The sequence below is a fragment of the Pseudomonas sp. MEJ086 genome, assembly GCF_030209025.1.
Taxonomy (GTDB): Bacteria; Pseudomonadota; Gammaproteobacteria; order Pseudomonadales; family Pseudomonadaceae; genus Aquipseudomonas; species Aquipseudomonas fulva_A.
In genome coordinates this window covers 24,972-42,450 of the sequence record NZ_JARVSV010000027.1, presented here as the reverse complement: position 1 = coordinate 42,450, position 17,479 = coordinate 24,972, and the positions used below count along the sequence as shown (strand labels likewise).

The following is a 17,479-nucleotide window of genomic DNA, read 5'->3' as shown; positions in this document are numbered from 1 at the left end:
ATTACAATTCTGAAAGGAATGGACAGCCGCACGAGCCATGCGTTGACGGCCACTTTTCGGGGTGTCTGCAAGTGCAGCGCGAGGGATGAAGACAGAGCGGAAAGCGACTCGACGCAGGCCTTGCCCAGCAAGGCATGCTCTGCGGCGGGCAATCCACCGTTCAACACGAAGTGTCTGGGTCGCGAACCGCGTGCATGGGAACACCCCGGGACGGCTTGCCCGCCCCGGGGTTCACGACTTACTGATTACGCGTCACGCGCCAGATGGTATTGGCCAGGTCGTCGGCGATGATCAGTGCGCCTTTCGGGTCGACGGTGACACCCACCGGCCGGCCGCGGGTCTTGCCCTCGTCGGTGCGGAAGCCCGTGGCGAAGTCGATTGGCTCCCCCGCCGGACGCCCGTCATTGAACGGCACGAAGATCACCTTGTAGCCCACCGGGTTGTCGCGGTTCCAGCTGCCGTGCTCACCGACGAAAACGCCGTTGGCGAACTGCTCGCCCATCTCCGCAATGGAGAAGTCGACACCCAGCGCGGCAACGTGGGAACCCAGGCTGTAGTCCGGCTTGATCGCCGCGGCGACTTTCTCCGGCTTGTCCGGTTTCACCCGCGTGTCGGCGTTCTGGCCCCAGTAGCTATAAGGCCAGCCGTAGAACTCGCCTTCACGCACCGAGGTCAGGTAATCCGGCACCAGGTCGGGGCCCAGTTCATCGCGCTCGTTGACCACCGCCCAGAGCTGGCCGGTTTCAGGTTGAATGGTCAGTGCCGTGGGGTTGCGCAAGCCGGTGGCATAAGGCTTGTGAGCGCCCGTCTCGGCGTCGACCTGCCAGACCAGCGCGCGGTCGGCTTCGACTTCCATGCCGCGCTCGCCGATATTGCTGTTGGAGCCGATGCCCACGTACAGGTAGCGCCCGTCCGGGCTGATGGTCAGTGCCTTGGTCCAGTGGTGATTGATCTCGGATGGCAGGTCGGTGACCTTGGTCGGTGGGCCGCCCGCCTTGGTCTGGCCATCTTCATAATCGAAACTGACCAGCGCATCCTGATTGGCGACGTACAACTTGCCCTCGAAGAAGGCCAGGCCGTAAGGCGCATTGAGGTTTTCGGCGAATACCGTCTGCACCTCGTAGGTGCCGTCGCCATCGGCGTCACGCAGCAGCGTCAGGCGATTGCCACCTTTGACCTTGGTGTTGCCCTGGGCCTTGATGTAACCGGCGATCACGTCCTTGGGCTTGAGCTTCGCGGCGTTGCCGCCGCGGCCTTCGGCGACGAGGATATCGCCATTGGGCAGGACCAGAGTCTGCCGCGGAATGCGCAGGTCGGTGGCGATCGCCGTGACGCTGAAGCCCTCGGGTACGGTCGGTTTCTGATCGCCCCACTCCGCCGGTTCGGCGATCTTCATGCTCGGCAACAGACCACGTTGTGGTTCAGGCAGTTTGGGATCCGGGCCACGATCCATGGCGCTATCGGCTTCGCCGCCGCATGCACTCAGCAACAGCGCCATGCTCAGGACAGTCAGTGAACATGCAGTTCTCATTCGGCACCTCCCGAACGCAGGCCGCTGAGACCGATCCACGCCGTAATGCTGATCAACAAGGTCACTATCACCGACAGCACCAGACTCGCCGGCATGATGGCCCACGCGTCCTTGGCGTGCTCGAAGGCATTGACCAGCCCGAGCACCCAGGTGATCAGCAACAGCAGGAAGTACATGACCGGGCGCCCGGCCTTGCGGTCGGCGCGGATCAGATTGGCCAGCGCGAACAGCAACGCCAAACCGGAGAACAACAACCCACCGGCGATAAGCCAGGCGGCGAAGTTGCTCCACTGGATCTGGAAGGTCTTGTAGTAGGCGACGTCGCTCAGCAAGGCGCCGAGAAACAGGGGTACGGCTCCGGCAAGCAGTATCGCGTGTAGCGGGCTTGGCGTGCGTCGATAGACGGGGTGGGTGGTAACGGTCACGGCGGCTCCTTATCGTTCAGCGAAACTGGATCGAGGCTCGGTACGAATGCACCGGCCCGTCAGGCTCGCGCTGACTGCGCATAGGAAAGGATCGCGCTGCCGGAAAGTTAGTTCACCTCCATTTCCCGACCGAAATATTTTGAAAGATCGGTGGCGATATTCAACGCAGAATCCGCCACCAATGAGTGCCGGGATTGGCAGCACCCTGGCCTTGGTAGCGCGAAGCGATAGTCAGATCGCCTTCTCGCAGTTGCTGCGCTCGACCGCGGGCTACGCGCCGGATCGGCAGTTCGAGAAAATCGCCCGCAAGCGGGCTCCTATGAACGCCTCAGGTGGCTGGCTGCCGTCGATCAATCTGCGGGCAGTTCCGCCGCCCGGCGCAAGCGAACAGCATCCTTGGCTGGCGGCAGGCCGAACATGCGGGCGTAATGGCGGCTGAACTGCGACGGGCTTTCATAGCCCACGCGGAATCCGGCGCCAGCCGCGTCGACCGCTTCGGCGACCATCAAGCGGCGTGCCTCCTGCAACCGCAGCTGGCTACGGAACTCCAGCGGGCTCATCGCGGTGACAGCCTTGAAGTGGGCATGGAAAGTCGAGCGACTCATGCCAGCGATATCGGCAATTTCTTCGATTCGGCAGGGCTCGCTGTAATGGCTGCGTAACCAGACGATGGCCTTGGCGATCTGGTTCAGGCGACTGTCGGCCTGGGCCATTTGTCGAATCACGCCGTTGCCACTACCGGTCAGCAGCCGGTACAGCATCTCGCGCGTCACCAGCGGGGTCAGCGCTTCTATGTCACCCGGTTTATCCAGCAGACTGGCCAGCCGAGCCGCCGCATCCAGCAGTTCGGGGCTGGTATCGTTGAGTGCGATGCCCGCGGCGGGAACGCCTTCGATGCTGTCCGCAGACGGGTAGCGCAGCGCCAGATCGCTCAAGGCGGCCATGTCCAGATCGAGCACCAGACACAGATAGGGAGCCTGCTCACTGGCCTCGATCACCGCGCCGAACACCGGCAGGTGCACGGACGCGACCAGGTAGTTGGCAGCGTCGTACACATAAGCCGTGGTGCCCAGCATCACGCGTTTGCGCCCCTGCACGATAAGGCACAGGGTCGGCTCATAGACCACGGGCATCGGTACCGTCGGTGTACCCGAACGAACCAGGCTGACACCCGGAATCGGCGTGCGCTGCATGCCGTCGCACGGCATATGGCGACTGATGATGTCGATCAGCGTTTCAAGAGGGCTCATGCCTCCTCCTTGCATAATCCGCGTGTACGCACGCTGGGGGCTGTGGACGTTCCAGCACGAGCCGGGTTGCGGCGTGAAACGTCAACAGCCCCTATCAACTCGGACGATCGTACAAGGAAGCAGGACGATGCGGCTACGGGCAGACGTCGTCATGGCGGCAGACTCGTTGCGACCGGGATGGAACCAATCGGCTCATCCCAACGACGACGATGAGACAGAGGAGCTCTCACCATGCACTCAACGACCCTGCACCCCATCCGCCCTGCCATGCTGGCCTCCGGTCTGCTGATCAGCCTCGTTTTGTGCTCGAGCGCTGTCTCTGCGAGCGTGGAAAACGACGTCGAAACACGCAACAAGCAGATCGTCTGCGAGGCGTTCGACCGCTGGGCAGCCGGCGGTACGACCTTTTTCAGCGACGTACTGACGCCCGACGTGACGTGGACGATCAAGGGTTCCGGCCCCAGTGCTGGCGTCTTCCAGGGGCGCGAGCATTTCGTCGAACGCGCCGTTCGCCCCTTCGTATCGCGACTGTCCACGCCAGTCAGGCCCACCAGCAAACAGGTCTGGGCAGATGGCGATCACGTGATCATCAACTGGGATGGCGCCGGCGTTGCCAGCGACGGCAAGGCCTATGAGAACAGCTATGCATGGATCTTCCACATGCAGAACGGCAAGGCCGTAGAGGTCACCGCATTCCTCGATCTGGTGCCCTACGATGACGTGCTGCAGCGTATTCCGGCCGCTGCGGCCAGGTGATCGGGCACACTCCCTGTTCGCTGCGGTGGCCTGAGAGGAATCGCCCGCAAGCGGGCTCCTACGGGTCGTACAGCGGCGGCCAGCAAGCGCTCGAACATTGAACGCTCGCAATAATGCCCCCCAGCCTGGGGCCTATGAATATCGCCCGCAAGCGGGCTCCTACGGAGTGGGTCGTAGCGTGGCGATCGCCATTGTAGGAGCCGGCTTGCCGGCGATCGGTCTGACGGTGATCGCCGATATCGCGGCCTGATTGGTCTGATCGCTCAGCGCTTCTGCTCGTCGTCGCCCTCCAGCAACTGCGTACTCACATCCTCGAAGATGGCTTGCCACTCGCTATCGGGCATCTGCAAAAAACCGAAGCAGCGCAGCATGAAGGCGCCTTCGGCCGCCAGGAAGGCCAGACGTGCTCTGCGACCTTGAGGGGTTGAGGTGTCGATCAGGTCGAGGCGCTGGCGGTACCAGGCGTCGCTGCCCTGGCGCTGATTGCTGCCGAGCAAGGCGCTCATCAGGCCCGCGGCGCGGTCGGCTTCGGCCTCGTCGGTACGCCGGGTGAGATCGAGGTGAGCGCGCAGCGCCTGGCTGGCAGTGGGTCGCTCACCGGTCAGTTCGATCACTTGCGTGTCGTACTCATCGCTCCAACGCTGGTAGATCGCGTCGATAAGCTGGGCCTTGGTGCCGAAAGCGCCCTGCACGGCCCCCTTGGAGATGCCCGCCGCCTGGGCCACTGCACCGATGGTGAGGCGCGCGATACCACCACTGCGCACCAGCGTCTCGGCACTGTCGAGGATGCGGTTGCGGTCGATCACCACTGGCCTGCTCATGCGGGTTATCTCCTGTTAAAATACGATCGTATTTTAATGTTCATTATCCGCGGCGACAATGTTCCGACCCAGGCGGACGTGCCCTTACACAGGTGAATCATGCAATCCCCGAAACGCTGGCTGATTCTGGCGATCATTTCCAGCGCCCTGCTGCTGATCGTCATCGACATGACGGTGTTGTATACCGCGCTGCCAACCCTGACCCACGACCTGCAGGCCACCGCGTCGGAAAAGCTGTGGATCATCAACGCCTACTCACTGGTGGCGGCCGGGCTGTTGCTCGGGGCTGGCACCCTGGGTGACCGCCTGGGCCACAAGCGCCTGTTCGTCGCGGGGCTGTGCGTGTTCGGCCTGGCCTCTCTGGCAGCGGCCTTCTCGCCTTCGGCGGGTTTCCTGATCGGCGCCCGGGCGGCGCTGGCGGTGGGTGCGGCGATGATGATGCCAGCCACGCTGTCCATCGTGCGCCTGACCTTCACCGACGAACGCGAACGAGCCATGGCCATCGGCATCTGGGCGTCCGTCGCTTCCGGCGGTGCGGCCTTCGGTCCGGTGGTCGGCGGGATACTGCTGGAGTATTTCTGGTGGGGCTCGGTGTTCCTGATCAACGTGCCCATCGTGCTGGTGGCGCTGGTGCTGGCGGTGATTCTGATCCCCTCACGGCCCGGCAATGCCGAACGGCGCTGGGACCTGATCGGTTCACTGCAGGTGATGGCTGGCCTGATCGGTATCGCTTACGCGATCAAGGAACTGGGTAAACGTGAACCCTCCCTGCAGGCGGCACTGATCGCATTCCTGATCGGCGCACTGTTCATGGCCATCTTCATCTGGCGCCAGCGGCGCATCGCTCAGCCCATGCTCGACTTCGTCATCTTCCGCAATCCGGGCTTCAGCGCCGCAGTGGTGGCGGCGCTGACGGTGGCCGCTGCACTGATCGGCATGGAGCTGGTGTTCAGCCAGCGCCTGCAACTGGTGCTGGGGCTTTCGCCACTGCAGGCAGCCCTGTTCATCTTGCCCCTGCCTCTGGCTTCGTTCTTCGCCGGGCCACTGGTCGGGCACTACCTGCCGCGCTTTGGTGGGCCACGGGTGATGCTCTGGGCACTGCTGGCTTCGGCACTGGGCATGTTCGCCTACCTGCTGCTGCACAACGCACCAAGCGCCGCACAGATCGCCAGCCTGGCAGTGCTGGGGTTCGGAGTCGGCGCAGCGATGACGGCGGCCTCGAGCACCATCATGCACAGCGCGCCAGCCGACCAGGCAGGCATGGCCGCCTCGCTGGAGGAGGTCTCGTTCGAACTGGGTGGCGCCATCGGGGTTACCTTGCTGGGCAGCATCCTGTCGGTGATCTACACCATCGTGCTGGTGGTGCCTGCCGAGCTATCCGTGCCAGCCCAGGCCCGCGACAGCCTGGATGAAGCGCTGCTGATCGCCGAGCGTCTGCCACCGGAAGCGGCAGCCGCCCTGACCAGCCTGGCGCGCTCGGCGTTCGATACCGCGTTCGTCGCGGTGCTGGCCGTGGCCACGGTGCTGTTGCTGCTGGCAGCAGTGTTCGTGAAAGTGGATAAATCGGTGCACAAGCCGTTCGTCTAGCACGGCGTGCTGCAAGCTCTCTGGAAAGTCGAAGGCCCGGATGATCCGGGCCTTCGACTGACATGAGGCGATCGATGGGGACGTACAGCGTGCCCCTTAACGGCGCGTCCGTCAGTCAAGGGGCCCGCAGACTCATGCCACGATCAGTTGGTGGTTGGCCAGCAGGGTCGCCAGATCCGTGCTGACCCCATTGAGGGTCAACAGTACCGCCGACTCATAGGCGGAGCCATCACCGTCGCGGTCGATGCTTACCGTGGTGTTGCCACCACTGGAGGTCACCGACAGGAACTGGCCGATGGTCTCGTCGCTGGCGATGGTGGCGACACCGTTGATGTAACGAGCCCCACCACCGGCGGTGTAGCCCACCAACAGGTCGGCAAGGTCGATACGGTCGGCATCCGGTGTGGCCTGCCAGGTACCGATGGTGAAGCCGTTGACCGTGTCGGAGCCATTGCCGCCTGCGGCATCCGCCATCGAGCCTTCCAGCACTCGGTAGAGCAAGGTGTCACGGCCGCCGTTCACCAGGTTGAAGGTATCGTCGCCACCGCGGCCTTCGAAAAGGTTGTCGCCTGCGTCGTCGGTGAAGGTGTCATTGCCCCCTGCCCCGGCGATGCCTTCGATGTCACTCAGGGTCACGGTGTTCCAACCGGTGTTCTGCGCCGTGGTCTGACTCAGGTCGATGGTCAACGCGGTGCTGCCCGCCAGCTTGAAGTCGACGATATCCATACCGCCCGTGTTGCTCCACGACTTGTAGTTCGACTCATTGCTGGTACCGCCGCCACCCTCGTAACGCTTGGTTCCCAACGTGGCGAAGAAGGTATCGTTGTAGCCCGTACCCACCACACCGGCGCCAATGGTATCGGAGGCCTGGGCCTCTCCCTGGGCCGTCAGGACGTAGGCCGAGTCGGCAGCACCGGCCTTCAGCCCGCCCCATGTCGAATTGACGTTGTCGACGCTGTAACCCGCCACATCGCTGCTGGCGCCCACATGGCTGGCGGTACCGCCGATGTTGCGCAGCAGGATGATGCTGTAGGTTTCGTTGGCATCGAGACCGTAGAAGTCGACGATGCTGGTGCTGTCGTTGGTCTGGCTACCGGATTGCGGATTGATGATCTGCGTCGAAACCACCTCACCTGCCGAGTTGACCAGCTTCACCGTATTGCCGAAGTAGGTCGTGATGCCCTGGGGGTCGAGGATCCGCACGTGCATGCTGGTGCCGTCGGCGATCGTATTGGTGTTGCGTACGTAAGTGGTGGTGCCGTTGCTGGTGAAGATCAACAGGTCCTTGGCGCCGTCGTAATCGACGTCGACGCTGATCATCCCGGTGACCGGATTGCCCGTGACGACGCCTGCCTGACTGATGGCGCCGCTGAACGTGGTGGCACTGGCCGAGTCGCTGGCGAAGGTCGAAGTGGACTGCAGGTAGTAGGTGTCGAAGCTCACCGTACCGCCCGACGTCTGATTGACGTAGAGGTTGACGGTGCCGGTGACGGAGGCTGCGCCCACGCCGATCTGCGGTGCCTCGATGATGTCCATGCGGCCGTCGCCGTCCCAGTCCACTGCCAGCGAAGCACCACCCGGCACGGTGTCGTTGAAGGTGTAGGTGCCCGAAGCCGTCCCCACACCCGAGGTGTTGGTCGAGGCCAGGTTGCCCGCTCCGTCGTTGAAGAAGATGGTGCTGTTGTTCTGAGCAGCGGTGTTGGCGCCATACACCTTGCCCATGAACAGGTCCATGTAACCGTCGCCATCGTAGTCGGCCCAGGTCATGGATGGCTCGTTGGCCACGTAGGGAGCCGCGGCGTAGTGCAGGGCGTTGTTGATGATCTGGCTGGTGATGAACCCGCCAGCACCGTCGTTCTTCACCACCACCAGGCGAGCGGTATTGCCACTGGTGGCCGCACCGGTGGCATTGGCAGCGCCGATCTTGTTGGTACCCAACGAACCATGGAATACCACGTCGACGGTGCCGTCGTTATCGAGGTCGACACCGGACACTTCCTGATTCGGCTGCCCATTGCCGGTATTGAGGCCGCCGTTGGCCTGGGTGTAGGTGTAGACGGCGTCCTTGATGAACACACCTGCATTGTTCTGCACGAACTGCGAGTTGTAGCCGCCGGGCGCGGCTGCATCATTGGGAGTCTGATCACCGAACACCACGTCGACGTAACCGTCTCCACGGAAGTCGATGGCAATCACGCCGCCGTACCAGCTGTAGACGTTGGCCAAGCCGTCGCCAGATGAGTTCGTGTCCGCCATCTGCACGGCGGTGTAGGTACCGTCGCCATTGTTGATGAACATCTGCTGACCATTGCTGTAACGGCTGTCGATACCAATGATGTCCATGTGACCATCACGGTTGATATCGATGTAGGTCGCGTTCTGCACCATGTTCATGTTGTCGTTGCCATAACCGGCCCCACCGGTGTTGCTGGTCAACGTCGTGCCGCTGTACTGGGCGATGGTGGCGTTGTCAGTGGCGGTGCTGCGGTACACCACCTGGTTGCTGAAGAACTCCCAGGTACCGCTGGTGCTCATGGTGACCGTGGTGCCCTTGTTGTTGCCGTCGCCACCGGCGGCACCGAAGTTCGCCTCGGGTACCGGCGCAACGATCAACTCGCTGGTCTGCAACCCGCTGGCGCCAAGGCTGCCGTCGCCGTTGACGATCTGAGCGACGATGGCGTGGGTGCCGACCGGCAACTCATCGCTGTCCGGAACCTGGACGTACCAGGTCGAATTGAGGCTATCGACCACCACCGAGCCATCGACGGATGTGTAGGTCTTGCCGTTGATGGTGACGTCCAGCTGAGCGCCGTCCACCAGCGCATAGGGAATGCGGCCAGTGATGATCGGCGTGGTATCCAGCGTGGTGAGTGCATTGACCTCGATGATGCTGGTCAGGCTGAACGTGGCCGACGGGCTACCCTCGTTACCCGCCATATCGGCAATCACGGCGGTATAGGTATGCACGGTGCCGCCGATGATGCTCTCTGCGGGAATCGCGAACGACCAGGTATTCCCCGTTACCGTGGCGGTGCCCAGCAAGGTGGTGCCTTCGTAGATATTGACGCTGTCGGTGGCCTCGATGGCGGCAGACAGCGTGCCGTTCAGGACCGGCGTGGCATCGTCCGTGGTCGAGCCGGTGGGCAGGTCGCCGGTGAGGGGGCCGAAGTCATCGGTAAAGCTGTCGATGGTCACCGTCTGCGTGGGCGCCACGGTATCGATGATCAGCTCGAAGACGTTCGACGCCAGCCCTTCGTTGCCCGCTGCATCGACAAGCCGCGCCAGATAGCTTTGGCTACCGTCGCTCGCATCGGTCACCTGAAAGGTCCACAGACCATCGCTGACCACCGCCACGCCGAGTACGGTGCCCCCCTGATAGATGCGAATGAAATCCCCAGGCTGCAGGCCGGTGACGGTTCCCTTGAGCAACGGCGAATTGTCATTGGTGGTGGTTCCACTGGGGAAGTCACCCACCAGCGTCTCGACGTCATCGGTGAATGCCGTTATCACCACGTCGTAGCCGTCATCGATGCTCGGCGCCCGGGTGTCGACGGTCAGCATGAAGTCGTTGGATACCACGCCCTCGTTGCCTGCTGCATCGGCCAGCACCGCTCTGTAGGTGTGGCTGCCTTCGCTCGCCTGCACCACCTCGAACGTCCATATACCACCGGTGACGGTGGCTGCGCCAAGCAGTTGCGTGCCTTCGTAGATACGAACCAGGTCACCCTCTGCAAGGCCCGTCACGGTGCCGCTCAATACCGGTGAGATGTCATTGGTGCTGGTACCGCTGCCGAAACTACCGACTTGCGCCTCCACGTCATCGGTGTAGGAGACGATCGCTACCGCGTAACCATCCTCGGCACTGGGTGCCGTGGTGTCGACGGTCAGGCTGAACGCGTTGGACACCAGCCCTTCGTTACCCGCTGCATCGGCGAGCACTGCCGTGTAGGTATGCAAACCTTCACTGACGGAGGCGAGCTCATAGCTCCAGTTGTTGCCCGTTACGCTGGCAACGCCCAGCAATGTGTCGCCCTCGTAGATGCGTACCACATCGCCACTGGCCAACCCCGCGACCGAGCCCTGCAGAACCGGAGAGGTGTCGTTGGTGCTGGTGCCACTGCCGAAGGTACCGGTCTGTGCCTCCACGTCGTCGACGTAATCGATGATGGCCACGGCATAGCCGTCTTCCAGACTCGGCGCACGGGTATCGACGGTCAGCGTGAACGGATCCGAGCGAAGGCCCTCGTTGCCGGCTGCATCGACCACCACGGCCGTATAGGTGTGAGTGCCTTCGGGGACATCCTGCAGTTGATAGGCCCATTCGCCATCGGTGACGATGGCGCTGCCCAGCAGGTTGGCACCCTCGTACAAACGGACGATCTCACCCGCCAACAGCCCGGCCACGGTGCCCTTGAGCTGCGGCGAGGTATCGTTGGTGCTGCTGCCGCTGGGGAAGTCGCCGACCTGTGCTTCCACGTCATCGGCAAAGGAGTCGATGGCCACGGCATAGCCGTCTTCGGCGCTCGGTGCCGTGATGTCGACGATCAGGGTGAAGGGGCTGGAAGTCACGCCTTCATTTCCCGCCGCGTCGACCAGTACTGCGGTATAGGTATGGCTGCCTTCGCTGGCATCGCTGACCTGATAGGTCCAGTTGCCCGCCGACACCGTGGCAGTGCCGAGCAGTATGCCCGCCTCGTAGATACGCACCTGATCCCCGCCAACCAGACCGGCGACGGTGCCGGTGAGCAGCGGTGAGGTGTCATTGGTGCTGCTACCGCTGCCGAACTCACCGACCATGGGCTGCTGATCATCGATGAAGGTGGTGATTGCCACCGCATAGCCATCCTCGGCGCTTGGCGCTCGGGTATCGACGCTCAGGGTGAAGGGGTTGGAGGTCAGCCCTTCCAGGCCGGCGGCACTGGTGACGACAGCGGTGTAGCTGTAAGTACCGTCGAGCAGACCGGACAGGTCATAGACCCAGGTGTCAGCCGTGACAGTGGCGCTGCCCAACAGGACAGTGCCCTGATAGATGCGCACACTGTCACCGGCCTGCATCCCCACGACACTGCCGAAAAGCTGGGGTGACGTGTCATTGGTGCTGGTACCGCTGGGGAAGCTGCCCGTTTGCGCTTCCACATCGTCGTTGTAACCGCTGATCGCCACGGCGTAGCCATCGTCCTCGCTCGGGGCGGATGTATCCACTGTCAGGGTGAAGACATCGGAGAGCGCCCCTTCGTTACCCGCTGCGTCCACTACCCTGGCGGTGTAGTTGTAGGTACCGTCCGCCAGGTCCGACAGGCTGTAGCTCCAGGTGCCGCCCGACACCACGGCATTACCCAGCACGGTACTCCCCTGGTAGATGCGCACCTGCTCACCACTGCCCAACGCGGAAACGGTGCCCTGCAAAAGCGGGTTGGTGTCGTTGGTGAACGTATCGCTGCCGAACTCGCCCGTTTGCGGCTGCTGATCATCCACATACGAGGTGATCGCCACCGCGTAGCCCTGCTCGGCACTTGGCGCGGTGATATCCACGGTAAGCTCGAAGGGGTTCGACACCACGCCCCGATTACCAGCGGCATCGACGATCACCGCGGTGTAGGTGTGGAGCCCCTCGGCGACCGTGGCCAATTCGAACGACCAGCTACCACCACTGACAATCGCGGTACCCAACAGGTTGGTACCTTCGTAGATACGCACCGCTTCGCCTGCGGCCAGGGCCGATACCGTGCCGTTCAATACCGGTGACTGATCGTTGGTACTGGTGCCACTGCCGAAGTTGCCGGTTTGCGCTTCCACATCGTCGGTGTAGGAAACGATGGCCACGGCGTAGCCACTGGCGGCATCTGGCGCTGTGGTGTCGACGATCAGGGAAAACACCTCAGAGCTCAGGCCCTGGTTACCGGCGGCATCCACCAAGACCGCCGTGTAGTCATGCGGACCTTCACTGGCCTGCACCACCTCGAATGTCCAGGCGCCCCCGGTTACCGCCGCGGTACCCAGCAGGGTAGTGCCTTCGTAGATACGAACCATGTCGCCGCTGGTCAGCCCCGACACGGTACCGTTGAGCACCGGCGAGCGATCGTTGGTGCTGGTGCCGCTGCCGAAAGTCCCGGTTTGCTCCTCCACATCATCGGTGTAGGAAACGATCGCCACGGCATAACCATCGTCTGCGCTTGGTGCTCTGGTATCGACGGTCAGATCGAAGGCACTCGATACCAGCCCTTCATTGCCCGCCGCGTCGGTAAGCACAGCCGTGTAGCTGTGGCCTCCCTCACTGGCATCGACGACTTCATAGCTCCAGGTGTTGCCCGATACGGTGGCGACACCAAGCAGGACGCCAGCATCGTAAATACGGACGAAATCCCCCGTGACCAATCCGAAAACCGAGCCCTGCAGTACTGGCGACGTGTCGTTGGTGGTAGTTCCACTGCCGAAGGTGCCGGTCTGCTCCTCCACGTCGTCGACATAGTCGATGATTGCGACGGCATAACCATCTTCGGCGCTAGGCGCCCTGGTATCGACAATCAGGGTGAACGTAGCGGATTGCAGTCCGAGGTTACCCGCGGCATCGGTCAGGACAGCCACATACTCGTGGGCCCCTTCGGTAACATCCGTCAGCTGGAATATCCAGTTATCACCCGTAACGACGGCGGCTCCAAGCAGAATACTGCCTTCGTAGATGGCCACGAAGTCGCCCGCAACCAGCCCCGCCACGCTGCCCTGCAGCAAGGGTGAGGTGTCATTGGTGCTGCTGCCACTTGGGAAGTTGCCGACCTGAGCGTCGACGTCATCGACGAAGGAGTCGATGGCTACCGCATAGCCGTCTTCGGCGCTCGGCATGCGCGTATCCAGAATGAACTGGCTGGAGACCACGCCACTGGTACCCACTGCCGTGGTCTGGGTGACACTCACGGTGTAGCTGCCATCGGTCCCTATCGACTCGGACGGCGTGTAGCTCCACTCACCCGAAGCGCCGACCGTCACATCGACAGGCGTGGCGCCGTTGATGACCAGGTGAATGATAGCGCCAGCCACGCCAGTACCGCTGAAGGTCGGGGTGGCGTCGTTGGTGCTGGCTCCATCGGCTACCACGCCAATCACGGGCAGCAGGTCATCGGAGATCACCAGTGTCGGCAGCTCGACATTGCCGGTGAACACGCTGAAGGTCGTACTGACAGGCATGCTGATGTTGCCTGCCATATCGGTCTGCGTGGCGACCACCGTGTAGTCGCCGTCGGCCACCGCCAGGGGCGCCGTATAGCTCCAGGTGCCATCGCTATCGACCAGTACGCTTACTGCGGCGGCGCCGTTGATCACCAGGCTGATGGTGGCACCCGCCGCCCCCGTGCCCTGATAAGTTGGAGTCTGGTCATCGGTCACCCCGCCGTTGTCGGCAACGTCGCCGGTTACGCTGCCGACATCATCGATGACCTGCAGGGTTGGCGCATTGGGAAGTTCGATGCTCACCACGTAGTTGTGCTGGGCCAGGATGGTGCCGACGTTGCCTGCTGCATCGCTCGCGGCCAGGCTCGCATAGACCGAATTGGCGGACGCCAACACATCGCCCGCGACATCCACCTGCCATACACCGGTCGCACCGGTGCCTGCAACCACGCTCGCGGTGTAACTCTGGCTGCCAATGGTCACGGTGACCACGTCACCCAGGGTGAAATCGCCGCTGACCGTGCCGGAAATGGCGTGCAACACGGCAGCGGAGCTTTCCGCCAGGTTGACCTGATCGTCTCCCGCGACGGTATTGATCGCCAGGCTGGTGCTGGACGCATCCGGCACGGCCGTGTCGATGCTGTAGGCACGCTGCGCCTGGGCACTGCCGGGGTTGCCCGCGCTGTCAGTCGACACGATCGAGGCCGAGGCCGTGTAGGCACCGTCGGTCCCCAACGCCGAACCCGGGACCTGAACGCTCCAGATACCAGCCGCATCGACGCCAGTGGTGTAGGCCGTACCATTGATGGTCAGAGTCACCACGTCGCCTGCGCTGAACGTCCCGGTGGCCACGCCACTGAAGGTGACGCCAGCCAGGGCTTCCGCGTTGTTGATGATGTTGTCGCCCGCAATGGCATCGATCGACAGGGCGGTGGTCACACCATCGGTCTGTACGGCGTAATGGTGCGACGCGGTGACCGTACCCTGATTACCGGCGTTGTCATGAGCGACCAGGGAAGCATCGATGACGCGATCGGCATCGGCAGCCAGGTCGCTGCCGGCTACGTTGGCGACTGCCCAGATTCCGCCAGCCCCCACGCTGCCGCTGTATTGAACGCCGTTGATGGTCAGGGTGATGACGTCACCCACCTGATAATCACCGGTCACGCTGCCACTCAGCGTCAGCGTGGTCTCGGCCTCGGTCGCGTTGACGATATTGTCGTCGGTGACCGCATCGAAGCTGATGGTGGTGGAGGTATTGCTCGGCACCTCGGTGTCGACCACATAGCCACGGGTGGCCGTGACGGTCACTTCGTTGCCGGCGGCGTTGCTGGCCAGCAGGCTGGCGTCAATGCTCGAAGCGGCAGCCAGCACATCGCCGGCAACGCTCGCACTCCACAGGCCACCCGCGGCCACTGTCGTCGTGGTGATGAAGCTGCCGATGGTCAGGGTTACCACGTCGCCGACGCTGAACTCCCCCGTCACGGTGCCGCTGATGACTTCCGTGTTGCTCGCCGAAGCCTCGCTGGCATTGACGATATCGTCACCCGCCACGATGTCGATCGACAGAGCGGTTCCCGAAGGCGCATTGAGGTTGACCAGATAAGGGCGACTCGCCGTTACGGTGCCCGAGTTACCGGCAGCATCGTGGGCCAGAACACTCACTTGCACGCTCTGACCGCCATTACCACCCAGCGCACCTGCCGCTACCTCGACACTCCAGGTACCGTCTGCTGCAGCCAATCCGGTGTAGGTACCACCCGTAGCGATCAAGGTGACTACATCGCCAACGCTGTAATCGCCGCTGACAGACCCGGTAATCGTTACCGCCCCGCTCGACTCAACGGCGTTGACGATGTCGTCACCGGTGATGGCATCGATGGTTACTTGCGTGGTGGCGGACGACGGTGCAGCGGTATCGATACTGTAAGCACGCAGCGCCTGGGCATTGCCCAGATTGCCTGCGCCGTCGCTCGAAACGATGGAAGCTGTGGCGGTATAGGCGCCGTCGGCCCCCAGCGCCGAGCCTGCGACTTCGACACTCCAGGTGCCGCTGACATCGACACCCGTGGTGTAGGTGGTGCCGTTGACGATCAGGGTCACCACGTCACCCGCGGTGAACGTCCCGCTGGCGGCACCACTGAAGATGACACCCGCCTGGGCTTCAGCATCGTTGATGACGTTGTCGCCAGCGATGGCATCGATCGACAGCTCGGTGATCACCTGCTCGGTTTGTACGGCGTAGCCGTGCGCTGCGGTGATGATCCCTGCGTTGCCAGCATCGTCATGAGCCACCAGGGAAGCGTCGATGACGCGATCGGCATCGGCGGCCAGATCGCTGCCGGCCACGTTGCCCACCGTCCAGACACCGCCGGCCGCTACGCTGCCGCTGTACTGCACGTCGTTGATGGTCAGGGTGATGATGTCACCCACCTGATAATCACCGGTTACGTTGCCAGTCAGCGTCAGCGTGGTCTCGGCCTCGGTCGCATTGACGATATTGTCGTCGGTAACGGAGTCGAAACTGATGGTGGTCGAGCTACTGTCAGGAACCTCGACGTCGACCGCATAGGCACGGCTGGCCGTCACGGTGCCGGAATTACCAACGCTGTCGTGGGCCAGGATGCTCACCTGCGCGACATGGTTACCATTGCCACCCAGGCCGCCTGCCGGTACCTCGACGCTCCAGGTACCGTCTGCTGCAGCCAATCCGGTGTAGGTACCACCCGTAGCGATCAAGGTGACTACATCGCCAACGCTGTAATCACCCGTGATGGTGCCGGTAACCGTCACCACCCCGCCCGACTCGGCGGCATTGACGATGTCGTCACCGGTGAGCGCGTCGATGGTCACCTGAGTGGTCGAGGCCGATGGGCCGACGGTATCCACCGTCAGCTCGAAGCTGTTGGAAATCTCGCCCAGATTGCCCGACGCATCCACCACCCGAACGGTGTAGAGATAGGTCGCATCCGCCAGACTGGCATCGGTGAACGTCCAAGTGGTTCCGGTAACCGTTGCCTGACCAGCCAGGGTACCGTCGCGGTAGACGTTGACGCGTTCACCCGCGACCAGCTCCGCGCTCAGCGAACCATTGAGCGTCGGTGTGGTGTCATCGGTACTGCTGCCTGAAGGCAGCTCAGCATTCTGAACAGAGCCGACATCATCGGCGAAATTGACGATGATGGCCGTGGTGGTCGGAGCGATGACGTCCACATAGGGCGCGGTCGTTGCCGAGCTGACATTGCCAGCAGCATCCGTCGCTGTCGCAACCACATCACCGGTTGGCTGATCAGCCGGTGACTGAACCGTATAAGCGCCGTTGGCATCCGCCTGAACCTGGCTGGACGTGCCATCCGGGTAAGTCACGGTAACGGTGCTGCCCGCCTCGGCGAGCCCGGTCACGGTGAGACTGCCGTCCGCGTTGACGCCCAGATTCACGCTGGGCGCTGCTGGCGGCGTGGTGTCTGCCTCCTCTGCCTGCGACCGGCTACTGCCATCACCGCGATTGTTGGCTACTGCGATGCCGGCAAGCGCGACGCCGCCCAGCACCCAGGCCACCGTCGAGAGGTCGAAGCTTTCGTTGCCGAGCAGTGGCTCTATGGAATCAATAGGCGTGTATTGCCCGAGCAACTGCATGTCGTCCGCGAACTCGGCGTGCCAGAGCTGCTGACCATCGTCGATGACCAGATCATTCTGCGGGGCTCCCTGCACAGGGAAGAAACCCTGCACCTTGAGCACGACGCCCGATGTCAGGGTGACGACCAGCGTGCCACCCTGACGCTCGATACTCTGCATGTCGGAACGTTTGGTCGCCAATTGGACGACCGAGGGGGCTTGTAGCGCCACCTCATGACTGGCCGTTGAAACTTTCTCGTGGGTCGACTTGTTGACCACAGTGATCAGGTTTTGCATTGCAGCCTCGGCATTTTTTCGGGCAGACGCATG

General features: G+C 62.8%; 7 protein-coding genes. 2 read left to right on the top strand and 5 right to left on the bottom strand.

Going from position 1 to position 17,479, the window contains the following annotated elements:
• Positions 1-238: 238 nt before the first annotated feature.
• The 3 genes from QRN22_RS18485 to QRN22_RS18475 form a co-directional block, all read right to left on the bottom strand.
• Positions 239-1,531, bottom strand: coding sequence for a PQQ-dependent sugar dehydrogenase (locus tag QRN22_RS18485; protein WP_042554548.1), 1,293 nt, complete (start codon positions 1,529-1,531; stop codon positions 239-241).
• Positions 1,528-1,956 carry a DUF2231 domain-containing protein gene (locus tag QRN22_RS18480; RefSeq protein WP_042554549.1) on the bottom strand — a complete coding sequence of 143 codons (429 nt, stop codon included), beginning with the start codon at positions 1,954-1,956 and terminating at the stop codon, positions 1,528-1,530. The genes QRN22_RS18485 and QRN22_RS18480 overlap by 4 nt, the downstream gene beginning before the upstream one ends.
• A 350-nt stretch (positions 1,957-2,306) precedes the next feature.
• Positions 2,307-3,206 (bottom strand): AraC family transcriptional regulator, encoded by a 900-nt coding sequence (locus QRN22_RS18475; RefSeq protein ID WP_042554550.1) that lies wholly within the window; start codon positions 3,204-3,206, stop codon positions 2,307-2,309.
• A 231-nt stretch (positions 3,207-3,437) separates the two neighbouring features.
• Here QRN22_RS18475 and QRN22_RS18470 point away from each other — a divergent pair, with 231 nt between their 5' ends.
• The gene (locus QRN22_RS18470) at positions 3,438-3,962 is read left to right on the top strand and encodes a nuclear transport factor 2 family protein (protein ID WP_042554551.1); all 525 of its coding nucleotides are present in this window, start codon (positions 3,438-3,440) and stop codon (positions 3,960-3,962) included.
• A gap of 263 nt (positions 3,963-4,225) precedes the next feature.
• On the opposite strand, the gene QRN22_RS18465 is transcribed toward QRN22_RS18470, so the two are convergent.
• Positions 4,226-4,783, bottom strand: coding sequence for a TetR/AcrR family transcriptional regulator (locus QRN22_RS18465; RefSeq protein WP_042554552.1), 558 nt, complete (start codon positions 4,781-4,783; stop codon positions 4,226-4,228).
• Between the two features lie 99 nt (positions 4,784-4,882).
• On the opposite strand from QRN22_RS18465, the gene QRN22_RS18460 reads away from it, so the two are divergent.
• Positions 4,883-6,370 (top strand): MFS transporter, encoded by a 1,488-nt coding sequence (locus tag QRN22_RS18460; protein ID WP_042554553.1) that lies wholly within the window; start codon positions 4,883-4,885, stop codon positions 6,368-6,370.
• A 132-nt stretch (positions 6,371-6,502) separates the two neighbouring features.
• Here QRN22_RS18460 and QRN22_RS18455 read toward each other — a convergent pair whose 3' ends face one another.
• Complete coding sequence (locus tag QRN22_RS18455; RefSeq protein WP_042554554.1) at positions 6,503-17,446, bottom strand: Ig-like domain repeat protein; 10,944 nt, start codon at positions 17,444-17,446, stop codon at positions 6,503-6,505.
• Positions 17,447-17,479 lie beyond the last annotated feature (33 nt).